The sequence below is a fragment of the Kitasatospora sp. NPDC028961 genome (genome assembly GCF_055564815.1).
On record NZ_JBVHVO010000031.1, the window covers coordinates 37,520 to 47,424 of the forward strand.

At 74.7% G+C, this 9,905-nt stretch carries 15 protein-coding genes and 1 pseudogene; 3 read left to right on the forward strand and 13 right to left on the reverse strand.

The window, feature by feature from the left end:
* Positions 1–2: 2 nt before the first annotated feature.
* Together ACZ4UX_RS32320 and ACZ4UX_RS32325 are read left to right on the forward strand one after the other, a co-directional pair.
* Positions 3–659, forward strand: a complete 657-nt coding sequence (locus ACZ4UX_RS32320; protein WP_329485626.1) for a HemK2/MTQ2 family protein methyltransferase — start codon at positions 3–5, stop codon at positions 657–659.
* Positions 643–957: a CDGSH iron-sulfur domain-containing protein gene (locus ACZ4UX_RS32325; protein WP_465709235.1), complete on the forward strand. Its 315-nt coding sequence runs from the start codon at positions 643–645 to the stop codon at positions 955–957. The genes ACZ4UX_RS32320 and ACZ4UX_RS32325 overlap by 17 nt, the downstream gene beginning before the upstream one ends.
* On the opposite strand, the gene ACZ4UX_RS32330 is transcribed toward ACZ4UX_RS32325, so the two are convergent.
* The 10 genes from ACZ4UX_RS32330 to ACZ4UX_RS32375 all read right to left on the reverse strand — a co-directional run bounded on the left by ACZ4UX_RS32330 (position 913) and on the right by ACZ4UX_RS32375 (position 6,880).
* Complete coding sequence (locus ACZ4UX_RS32330; protein WP_465709236.1) at positions 913–1,941, reverse strand: iron-containing redox enzyme family protein; 1,029 nt, start codon at positions 1,939–1,941, stop codon at positions 913–915. The genes ACZ4UX_RS32325 and ACZ4UX_RS32330 overlap by 45 nt on opposite strands.
* The gene (locus ACZ4UX_RS32335) at positions 1,938–2,255 is read right to left on the reverse strand and encodes a hypothetical protein (RefSeq protein WP_465709237.1); all 318 of its coding nucleotides are present in this window, start codon (positions 2,253–2,255) and stop codon (positions 1,938–1,940) included. The genes ACZ4UX_RS32330 and ACZ4UX_RS32335 overlap by 4 nt, the downstream gene beginning before the upstream one ends.
* Positions 2,256–2,360: 105 nt before the next feature.
* On the reverse strand, positions 2,361–2,900 hold the full coding sequence (locus ACZ4UX_RS32340) for a hypothetical protein (RefSeq protein WP_465709238.1): 540 nt from the start codon (positions 2,898–2,900) through the stop codon (positions 2,361–2,363).
* A gap of 134 nt (positions 2,901–3,034) precedes the next feature.
* Positions 3,035–3,238, reverse strand: a complete 204-nt coding sequence (locus ACZ4UX_RS32345; RefSeq protein WP_465709239.1) for a hypothetical protein — start codon at positions 3,236–3,238, stop codon at positions 3,035–3,037.
* A gap of 58 nt (positions 3,239–3,296) precedes the next feature.
* Positions 3,297–3,557, reverse strand: coding sequence for a DUF4235 domain-containing protein (locus ACZ4UX_RS32350; protein ID WP_465709240.1), 261 nt, complete (start codon positions 3,555–3,557; stop codon positions 3,297–3,299).
* A 110-nt stretch (positions 3,558–3,667) separates the two neighbouring features.
* Positions 3,668–4,144, reverse strand: coding sequence for a ferritin-like domain-containing protein (locus ACZ4UX_RS32355; protein ID WP_352295512.1), 477 nt, complete (start codon positions 4,142–4,144; stop codon positions 3,668–3,670).
* A 223-nt stretch (positions 4,145–4,367) separates the two neighbouring features.
* The gene (locus ACZ4UX_RS32360; RefSeq protein ID WP_465709241.1) at positions 4,368–4,538 is read right to left on the reverse strand and encodes a hydrophobic protein; all 171 of its coding nucleotides are present in this window, start codon (positions 4,536–4,538) and stop codon (positions 4,368–4,370) included.
* 77 nt (positions 4,539–4,615) lie between these two features.
* Entirely contained in the window at positions 4,616–5,146 is a 531-nt protein-coding gene (locus ACZ4UX_RS32365) for a hypothetical protein (protein WP_329485635.1), read from the reverse strand.
* 177 nt (positions 5,147–5,323) lie between these two features.
* Positions 5,324–5,692: a low affinity iron permease family protein gene (locus ACZ4UX_RS32370; RefSeq protein WP_465709242.1), complete on the reverse strand. Its 369-nt coding sequence runs from the start codon at positions 5,690–5,692 to the stop codon at positions 5,324–5,326.
* 171 nt (positions 5,693–5,863) lie between these two features.
* Positions 5,864–6,880 carry an SDR family oxidoreductase gene (locus ACZ4UX_RS32375; protein WP_359811853.1) on the reverse strand — a complete coding sequence of 339 codons (1,017 nt, stop codon included), beginning with the start codon at positions 6,878–6,880 and terminating at the stop codon, positions 5,864–5,866.
* A 114-nt stretch (positions 6,881–6,994) separates the two neighbouring features.
* On the opposite strand from ACZ4UX_RS32375, the gene ACZ4UX_RS32380 reads away from it, so the two are divergent.
* Positions 6,995–7,660, forward strand: coding sequence for an HAD family hydrolase (locus ACZ4UX_RS32380; RefSeq protein ID WP_329485637.1), 666 nt, complete (start codon positions 6,995–6,997; stop codon positions 7,658–7,660).
* 40 nt (positions 7,661–7,700) lie between these two features.
* On the opposite strand, the gene ACZ4UX_RS32385 is transcribed toward ACZ4UX_RS32380, so the two are convergent.
* The 3 genes and pseudogenes from ACZ4UX_RS32385 to ACZ4UX_RS32395 form a co-directional block, all read right to left on the reverse strand.
* Complete coding sequence (locus ACZ4UX_RS32385) at positions 7,701–8,657, reverse strand: TIGR03557 family F420-dependent LLM class oxidoreductase (protein WP_465709243.1); 957 nt, start codon at positions 8,655–8,657, stop codon at positions 7,701–7,703.
* Between the two features lie 241 nt (positions 8,658–8,898).
* A pseudogene (locus ACZ4UX_RS32390) lies at positions 8,899–9,363 on the reverse strand (SRPBCC family protein); the annotation flags it as partial.
* Positions 9,364–9,484: 121 nt separating this feature from the next.
* The gene (locus ACZ4UX_RS32395; RefSeq protein ID WP_329485639.1) at positions 9,485–9,778 is read right to left on the reverse strand and encodes a WhiB family transcriptional regulator; all 294 of its coding nucleotides are present in this window, start codon (positions 9,776–9,778) and stop codon (positions 9,485–9,487) included.
* Positions 9,779–9,905 lie beyond the last annotated feature (127 nt).

Here is a 9,905-nt window from a genome sequence, read left to right on the forward strand (position 1 = left end):
GCATGCTGTTGATCAGACCGCCGGGCGTCTATCCGCCCCAGGGCGACACCGAACTGCTCATCTCCAGCCTGCGCCGCGAGCCGCTGGGCCCCACCAGCCGGGTACTCGACGTCGGGACCGGCACGGGGGCGGTGGCACTGGCCGCCGCCGGGTCCGGCGCCCGGGTCACCGCCGTGGACCTGTCGGGCCGCGCCGTCGCGGCCGCCTGGCTGAACACCCGGCTGCACCGGCGTCGCGTCCGGCTGCGCCGCGGGGACCTGCTGCGTCCGGTCGCCGGGCAACGGTTCGACCTCATCACCGCCAATCCGCCGTACGTGCCGGTCGACGACGCCGCGGACGCTCCGGGGCGCGGGCCGGCCCTGGCCTGGGACGCGGGGCGGGACGGGCGACTGGTGCTGGACCGGATCTGCCGGGAGGCGCCCCGCCTGCTCGCTCCCGGCGGGGTGCTCCTGATCGTGCAGTCCTCCCTGGCGGACGTCCCGGCGACGCTGACCGCGCTGCGGCGGTCCGGGCTGCGGGCCTCGGTGGCGGCGCGGCGGCGCCAGGCGTTCGGCCCGGTGATGACGGCGCGCGCCGGCCTGTTCGAACGGCTGGGGCTGATCGCGCCCGGCGAACGCGCGGAGGACCTGGCGGTGGTGCGCGGTGTCCGGCAGCGGTGAGCCGCGCGCGGCCGACTTCACCCGGGTGACGATCGTGGCGGGGGGGCCGATGCTGGTCGAGGGCCCCGTCGAGGTCACACTGCCGGACGGCACCGTGCGGCGCTCGGAGCGGCCGGTGGTGGCGCTCTGCGCCTGCCGGCGGAGCCGCCGCTACCCGTTCTGCGACACCAGCCACCGACGGCGGCACGCTCCCCGGCCGGACTCGGTCCCGGCCGGGGAGCGCGCCGCCGGAGAGGGCTCGCTCGGGGAGCGCTCAGCCGCGGGAGGGGGCCGCGCCGACACCGCCGGGCAGGGGTGAGTCGGGCAGGGGCGAGCGCAGCGAGCTGCGGCCGGCCCGCCAGTGGTCGAGCAGATGGGCGGCGAACCGGTCGTCGACCGCGCCGGCGGCGGCCACTCCGAAGGCGATGTCGGCCGCCAACCCGGGCTCGGCGGAGACCAGTTCCTCGACCACGCCACGCCGCACCAGTTGCTCGTGGACGGCGTCCGCCTCGATGTGCTCCCGGTAGAAGAGCGTGCCGTCCGGCCCCGCGCCGAGCCGCTCCAGCGCGGTGGCGAGCCGAGCCGAGCCGGGCGAGGAGGTGACCTCCAGGGCCGCGAAGTGGCCGACCCCCGCGCCGCGCAGCGCCCGGTGCAGGCCGAAGAGCATCATCAGGTTGACCACGGCCAGCGCGGGCGCGGGGACCAGGTCGATGTAGTGGCCGTACTCGGGGTCGAGGCCCAGGTCGGCCATCATCCGCGCGAACAGCAGCGCGTGCGCGCGGTCCGGGCGCCCGGCGCCGTACTCGTCGTAGGCGATCGCCATCAGGACCGCCTGCGCCGGACCGTGCACCCGGGGCACCAGCCACAGCTGCGGGTCGGCCTCCTTGAGGTGGTAGACCGAGCGGTGCACCAGGTACTCACGGGCCTGCCAGCGCTCGCCCTCGGCGAGCAGGAAGTGCGAGGGCCCGGAGCCGTCCGGCGGCTCGGTCAGCAGGCTCTCCAGCGCCTCCGGCAGCGGCCGTACGGGCTCCACCTCGGCGCGCACGGCCGCCAGGAAGGCCCGCTCCAGGTCGCGGCGGAGGGCGAGCAGACCGGGATCCCACTCCCACTCGGGGTCGACGCCCGGCAGGCCCCGGTCGTGGAGTTCGTAGCAGAGGTGGAGGGCGAGCTGGTGGTCCTCGCCCCACGGGTCGGTGAGCGGGCCCGGTTCGGTCAGGAGCCGCCCCGCAGCGGGCGGTCCGGCGGTGACCAGGTCGAGCACCGCCTCGGACAGCGGGCCGCGGGACCGCGGCAGGGCGTTCACCGTCCGCTCCGGTGGCCCTCGGCGCACAGGCGCAGCACGGCGAAGGACGCCGCGAGGATCAGCGCCCAGCCGCCGGTGAACGCCCAGAAGACCGCCGCCGGTGCGGGCAGCAACCCGACCGCCAGCAGGGCGAGCGAGGCCAGTCCCAGGCCCAGCACCGTGCGCGGGCGTACCCCGCGCACCATCTCCCAGCCCCGGCTGCGCAGCCCGAGCCCGAGCCGTCGCACCAGAGCCACCAGTTCGCGACCGTGGCTGCCCGTACCGCCGGTGCCGCCGTCGACTCCGGCCAACGCCACCTGGTCCCGCCGCTCCATCGCGTCTGTCTCCTCGCATAGCCGTTCATGTCCGCCGGTGCGGGTGCCCGCGATGCGGGCCGGCTAACCTGCGGATCGTGCCTGCCGTGGATCACCACGACGCGGTCAGTGGCCGAAGAGGTGCCGGATCCGGCCGCCCCGTCCGGGCTCGGCGGTCCGCTCCTCGTCCTGCGGCTGCTCGGGCGCGACGGCGCGCGGGTCGCGCGCGTAGGTCTGCGGCTCGGGCGGGTAGGCCTGCTGCTCCGCTGTGAGGGCCTGCGGGTCGAGCGCGTAGGTCTGGGGCTCGGGTCGGCCGGCCGGGTCGGCCGGTCGGCGGGGGTCGTCGCGCTGGACGGGCGTCGCGGGCGCGACCGGCCGCGACGGAACGGGTTCGACCGGAGCGGGGTAGCCCTCCGGGCGGCCCCTGCGGTGGGCGCCGAGCCGCACCGGGCGGGTCCGCCGGGCGAGGACGATCAGGGCCAGGCCGAGGCAGAAGAGCAGGGCGAGCGCCACCCCGGCGAGGAAGATCGCCAGGCTGTTGAGCGTCACCAGGTCGGATCCGAGGACGGAGACCTGGTAGTCGGGCCCGCCGTTGAGGTTGTCCGCGATCAGCAGGCCGGTGAACGCGCCGGCGGCGGCCATCAGCAGAAGTCCGAGCAGCAGCATGTCGGGAGTCCCTTCGGTCCGTTCGGCCCCCGGTGCCCTCCCCTCGCTGGGCCTCGTCTACCCGGCCGGCCGCAGCCCTAACATGCCGACCGCCCCCGGTCCGGCCCGATCGGGCCGGACCGGGGGCGGTCGGGTCAGGCGCTCCGCCGCGACGCCTGCTCGGCGGCGTCGCCGTCCCCGTCCTCGGAGCGGCCACCGCCGTCGGAGCGGTTACCGCCGTCGCCCGGGCCCTGGCGGGCCCGATCGATGTGCTCGGTGTTCTTCTCGTCCACCTCGTCCTTGAGGTGGGAGAGGTCCTCGGACTTCCGGTGGGCCCGCTCGCGGTCGAACTCCTTCATGGGTCTGTCCTCCTGTGTCGCCGGCGGCCCGTGCCCGGGCGGCTTCGCCGGCCGCGGGTCAGTCGGGCCAGGCGGCGGTCAGGCGGCGGGTGCCGACCGCGCCGCCGCGGTCCACCGCCGCCTTCACGAGGGCGAACAGCGCTCCCTGCAGGGCGGCCGCGGTCAGCACCTCCCGCCAGGTGCGCTCCTGGTCGGTGGCCTCCGGAGCGTCCTCCTCGTGTCCGAGGAGCGCCCACAGGCGCCGGAACAGGGCCCCCGCGATCAGCCCGCCGAGAACGCCGAACAGGAGCCCGAGCGGCTTGTAGAGGATCTTGATCATCGCAGTCTCCCCGGATCGCACGACCGCCGTCGGCCGTCGGCCGTTCCATGCTGTGCGTCTGTCCGTCGGCGGGCCGGCCAATCCACCGGTGGCGGCCCGCCGGCCGGGAATCAGATGGCGAGCAGGTCGGTGAGGTCGTCGGCGTGCTCCTCCTCCTCTTCGAGGATGGACTCGATGAGGCGGCGGGTGGTGGGGTCGTGGTCCCCGAGCCAGCGGGCGATCTCCTGGTAGGTGGAGATGACGATGCGTTCGGCCAGCAGGTTGTGCTCCAGCATCGCCGTGAGGTCCTTCTCGTCCGGCGTGGTGTAGTCGGTGTGGGCACGACTGGCGAGGGTGCTGGGGTCGAAGTCGGGCTCGCCGCCGAGCTGCGCGATGCGTCCGGCGGCCCGCAGCGCGTGCTGCATCTCCTCGGCGGCGTGCTCGGTGAACTCGGCCGCCACCTGGGCCCGGTCGATGCCGGTGGCCGAGATGGCGTGCCGCGTGTAGCGCAGCCAGCAGACCACCTCGGTGGCGACCACGTCGTTCAGAACGGCGATCACCTTCTCGGTGTCGAGGCCGTAGGTGCTGGTCACCGCGCCCTCGGCCATCTTCTTCCGGGCCTCGTCCCGGATCCGGCTCACGTCGATGACGAAGTCGTCGCCTGCCACAGTGCACTCCCAAGGGGTCGGGGGGAAGGACGGTCCGGGCCACGTCTTCCCCCGGACGGGCGAGGACATTCCCACCCGTTCCGGACACCACCGGTTCGCAGCAAGGCTGCGGCAAGGCCCGGCACGGGGAGCGGCGGGCCGCTCCCCGTGCCGGGCCCGAGGTCTACCAGCGGTACCAGCGGCCCCGGCCGCCCGAACTGCTCGCGCCGCGCGCGACGAAGCCGAGCAGCCAGATGACCAGCACCGCGATTGCCACCCACCAGAGGGCCTTCAGCGCGAATCCGGCTCCGAAGAGGATCAGGACCAGCAGCAGGACGAGCAGCAGAGGAACCATCCCGAACAGCCTCCAAGGTCGGTGTCACCAGTGGTGACAGGCGTCTTCCCCCGGTTCGGAGTTCCACGCCCCCGCGTTCAGAGCGGCGAGGGCCCGCCGGATCCGGCGCCGCCCCCGGCGAGCACCTCGGCGCTGACCAGGCGGTGCCAGCCGTCCAGCGTGCGGGCCTGGTCGGTGGCGCGTGCGATGAGCCGGTCCAGGTCGTCGCGGCCGAGGCGGGGCTCCTCGTCGGCGATGGCGCGCAGCGCGCGCCAGAGGGCGGTCTTGCCCGCGACCCCGGTGCGCATCATCTCCAGCTCGACCAGGTCGGACAGCGGGGCGCGGTGGACCAGGGTGCCGTTGGGCTTGAGCCGCCCGATGCGTTCGCCGGCGATGCCGAGCCAGGTGCGGTAGTGCCGCACCGGCACGCCCAGCCGGTTCATGATGCGGACGAGTTCGTCGCGGTCCTCCTCGACCTGCCGGGCCAGCTCGCGCAGTTCGGCGGCGCGCCGGCTGTCGGCATGGGAGTCGGCCATCCGGCGCGCGAGTGCGGCGCCGCCGAACGCTCCGGTGAGGTGGTCGTTCAGGTAGACGCCCAGGGGCTGGGCCAGGAGTTGAGGTGACCTCACGTGACCTCCAGGGGCGAGGGTCTGTCGGGTCGGCGCTCGCGTGCCTCGCGACCGCGTCGCGGGCGCCCGGGCCGAACGGCGGTACTCCTCCCATGGTGCCCCTCGCTGCGGGGCTCCGCCCGGCGGGCGGGCCGGGCCGGGCCGGGGGCGCGCTGGCCGCCCGGACCGGGCGGGGGTTCAGAGCCGCTCCTCCATCCGGATGGCCTCGCGGAGCGCCAGGTGGGCCTCGCCCTCGTGGCCCTCGTGCTGTTCGAGCAGGGCGGCGGCGATCGCGTCGAGCTTGCGCTGGATGGCGTGTTCGGCGCGGCGCTCGGCGTTCTTGAGCAGCGCCAGCAGGAGCAGGGTGATCGCGGTCATGGTGTCGCCGACGAGGATCTGCCACTCCGTCGACAGTCCGGCCGCGTGGACCGCGACGAAGGCGGCCACCAGCAGGACGCAGAACACGGAGAACGCCGGGGAGCTGGTGAGGTTGGAGGCGGCCTCGGCGAGCCGCTCGAACCGCCCGCGTGCACCGTCGCTCCGGGTGGCGGGGTGTGAGAGGGTCATGCCCCTCTGCCTATCACCCGCGCTGCGCGGACGCGGGCGACGGCACGCGGGCCCACCCGTCGTCCGGGCACCGTCCCGGGCTCACCGAAGCGGGCGGGCGGGACGGCTCCGGGCCGAGGGGACGCGCCGGGGGACGCCACGAGTGTCGCGGCGCCGTGCCCCGCGCGCCCGTCATCGCGTCCGCCCGGCGTAGAGGCCGAGGCCGAGGGCGAGGCCGGCGACCGCGGCGGCGGCGAGCGGCCCCCGGTGGGTGGTGGCCCAGAACTGCAGGCTCCGGTCGTGGGAGCTGTCGCTGAAGCGGCCGCGGGCGCCGTGGTCCTCCCGCGCGTCGACGGGCCGCCACAGGTTGGCGGGCTCGTCGTCGCGGCGGCGGCGGTCGGTCTGCTGGGAGTCGAAGCCGGTCCGGGCCAGGTAGCGGTCCAGCAGCCCGGGCACGACCGCGTTGGCCAGCAGGGTGGCCGCCGTACTGCCGCCCACCCAGTACTCCCGCCGCTGCGGCCGGTCGGCGGCGTGCAGCACGGCGCGGGCCGCGACCTCGGGCTGGTAGATCGGGGCTACGGGCCGGGCGCGGTTCGGCAGCCGCGACAGCACCCAGTCGAACTGCGGGGTGTTCACCGCCGGCATCTGCACCATCGTGGTCCGCACGGCGGTACCGGAGGCCAGCAGCTCGCAGCGGAGCGCCTCGTGCCACCCCTGCAGGGCGTGCTTGGCGCCGCTGTAGGCGCTCTGCAGCGGGATCCCCCGGTAGGCGATCGCGGAACCGACGTGCACCAGGGTGCCGTGGTCTCGCGGCAGCATCCGTCGCAGGGCGCTGCGGGTGGCGTAGACGTAGCCGAGGTAGCTGACCTCGGTGACGCGGCGGAACTCCTCCGGGGTGATCTCGGTGAAGGGCGCGAACACGGAGGTGAAGGCGTCGTTCACCCACACGTCGATGGGGCCGAGTTCGTTCTCGACGCGCTCGGCGGCGGCCTCGACGGCGTCCGGGTCGGCCGTGTCGGCCTCGATCGTGATCACCGTCGCACCGGCCTCCCGGGCCTGCGCGGCCGCCGCTTCCAGGCCCGCCCGGCCGCGGGCGATCAGCGCGAGCCGGTCGCCCCGCTCGGCGAAGGCCCGGACGCAGGCGCGCCCGATTCCGGCACTCGCGCCGGTCACCACCACGACCCGTTCGGTGCGCCTCGATGCAGTCATGACCGTCGTCTGTCCGGCGCCGCGCGGGTCAAACGCGCCCGGCCCGGTCGCGTTCGGCCCGGGGCCGCCGTAGCGTCGGCGGCGGAGCGAACCGTGACGGACAGGAGGCGCCCGATGGCACCGACAGCGCTGTTCGACGTCGATGGCACCCTCCTCGACACGAACTACCTGCACACCCTCGCCTGGGCCGAGGCGCTGGCGCAGTACGGGCACACCCCGGCGATGGCGCGCATCCACGCGTCGATCGGCATGGGGGGCGACCAGCTGCTCGACCACGTCCTCGGCCGGGACCGTGACCGGTCCGGGGACGGTGACCTGAGCGCGGCCCACCAGGCGCTCTACGCCCGCTTCTGGCCCGTGCTGCGGCCCTTCGACGGGGCGGCCGCGCTGTTGCGCGCGGTCGCCGCGCGGGGCTGGACGGTGGTGCTGGCGAGTTCGGCCTCCGGGCGGGACCTCGCGGTGATGCGCGAAGTCCTCGACGCGGACGACGTGGTGGCCGCCGTCACCGGTGCGGACGACGTCGACGCGAGCAAGCCCGCCCCCGACCTCGTCCGGGCGGCGCTCGACAAGGCCGGCGCGCGGCCCGAGGAGGCGGTCTTCGTCGGGGACACCCCGTGGGACGTGCAGGCCGCGGCGACCGCCGAGGTGCCGTGCGTCGCCGTCCTGTCCGGCGGCTGGAGCGAACGGGACCTGCGGGCCGCCGGGGCGCTGGAGGTCCATGAGGACGTGGCGGCGCTGCTGGCGGGGCTGGCGGACAGCGCGCTCGGCCGGGGGCGCTGACGGACCGGTCCGTCAGCGCCCCCGGCGCGGTGCGGGCCCGTCAGCGCGGGAGGGCCGGCAGGACCTCGCGGCGGTAGTGGTCGAAGAAGGCCTCGTTGTCGGGGCCGATCTGGCCGACGTAGACCTCGTCGAAGCCCGCGTCGACGTAGGACCGCAGCGTCGCGACGTGCTCGTCCACGTCGTTGCCGCAGGTCACCGCCTCGGCCACCATCTCGGGGGTGACCAGTTCGCTGGCCTGCTCGAAGTGGGCCGGGGTGGGGAGGAGTTGGGCGAGCTCGCCCGGCAGCAGTTCGGTCGGCCAGAGCCGGTGCACCAGGTCGACGGCCTTGTCCCGGTCGTCGTTCCAGCAGACCTTCACGCCACCGATCACCGGCTTGCCGGCGCCGCCGCCCGCACGGAACGCGCCGACCAGGTCGCGGTCGGGGGTCATGGTGACGAAACCGTCCCCGATCCGGCCCGCGAGGGCGGCGGCGTTCGGCCCGAAGCCGGAGACGTAGACCGGCGGTGCCTCGGCGGGGACGGTGTAGAGGCGGGCGTTGTCGACGGTGTAGTGCCGGCTGCGGTGGGACACCTGGTCGCCGGTGAACAGCTTGCGCATCACCTCCAGGGCCTCCTCCAGCATCTCGGCCCGTTCGTCGAACGAGGGCCAACGATCCCCGTGCACGTGCTCGTTGAGCGCCTCGCCGGTACCGACACCCAGTGTGAAGCGCCCGCCCAGCAGGACGGCGGAGGTGGCGGCGGCCTGCGCCGTGACGGCGGGGTGCAGGCGGACCGTCGGGCACGTCACGAGGGTGGTGACCGGCAGGTCGACGGTCTGCGAGAGGGCGCCGATCATCGACCAGACGAACGGACTGCTGCCCTGGGCGTCGTTCCACGGGTGGAAGTGGTCGGAGACGGCCAGCCGGGTGAAGCCGGCCTCGGCCGCGAGCCGCGCCTGGTCGAGCAGTTGGGCCGGGGTGAACTCCTCGCAGGAGAGGAAGTAGCCGTACTCGGTCATGGGTCTACCTGTCCTTCCGGGTAACGGTGGCGGCAGGACCGGCGATGCCCGGGCCCCGGCGCCGTGGTTCGGGGCGCCGGGGCCCGGGCATCGGGGCGGGTCAGCCGTGTCGCATGTCGTCCGGGTCCGCCGGCAGGGGCGGTGCGCCCTCACCGGTCATCCGGGCCTGGGGCCGCTCGCGCGGCGGCGCGTCGCCGAGCGCCGTGGGCCCGCCGGTGCCCTGACCGCCGGTGCCCTGGCCGCCGGTGCCCTCGGGGGAGAGCCGGCCGCGCCAGCCTCCGCTCTCGCGGCCCTGTTCCTCGATGAAGCCCTTGAACCGCTTCAGATCGCCCTTGACCTGCCGGTCCAGGACACCGAGCAGGTCACCGGCCTTCTCGGCCATGCCCTTCGGGTGGAAGTCCATGGCCAGGCTCACCCGGGTGTGGGAGTCGTCCAGACGCTGGAAGGTCACGACTCCCATCTGCTGGACGTCACCGCCGACGGTGCGCCAGGAGATCCGCTCGTCGGGGAGTTGGTCGACGATCTCGGTGTCGAACTCGCGGCGCGCACCCGCGACCTTCGTCGTCCAGTGCGAGTGCCGGTCGTCGGTCTGGCGGACCTCCTCCACGCCCTCCATGAAACGCGGGAAGTCCTCGAACTGCGTCCACTGGTTGTAGGCGCTGTGCAGCGGGACGTCCACGTCGATGGACTCCTTCACCTTGCTCACAACGGTCTCCTTCCGAATCGACAGGATCGGGCATTCCGTACACCGGCGCGCCTGCCCCGATCGCGGGCGCCCAATCAGGAGGTCACCCGGGCGGTCCCGGGGCCCGGCTCCGGCGTGCCGGTCACGCGGCCTGCGGGGAGCGGACGGGGCCGAGCAGGTCGGCGCGCTCCGTCTCCGACAGACCGCCCCAGACACCGTACGGCTCACGCACCTCCAGGGCGTGCCGGAGGCACTCTTCGCGGACGGGGCAGCCCCGGCATATCCGCTTCGCCTGCTCCTCCCGGTCGTCGTGTGCCTGGCCGCGTTCACCGAACGGGTGGAAGAACAACGCGGTGTCGACGGAGCGGCACGCGGCGGCGAGCTGCCAGTTCCAACGGTGGTCGAAGGCGCCGGGCAGGCGCGAGATGTTGGTCAAGGGGTTCTCACCTCGGCTGGACGTGACCGGGAAGGGTCGGGAGTACGGGTGGCGAGGGGCCGGGCCGCCGGACGGCCTCGACTGTGCGGGCGTGTGCCCGCTCCCGCCGATCCCACGCGTACCGGGG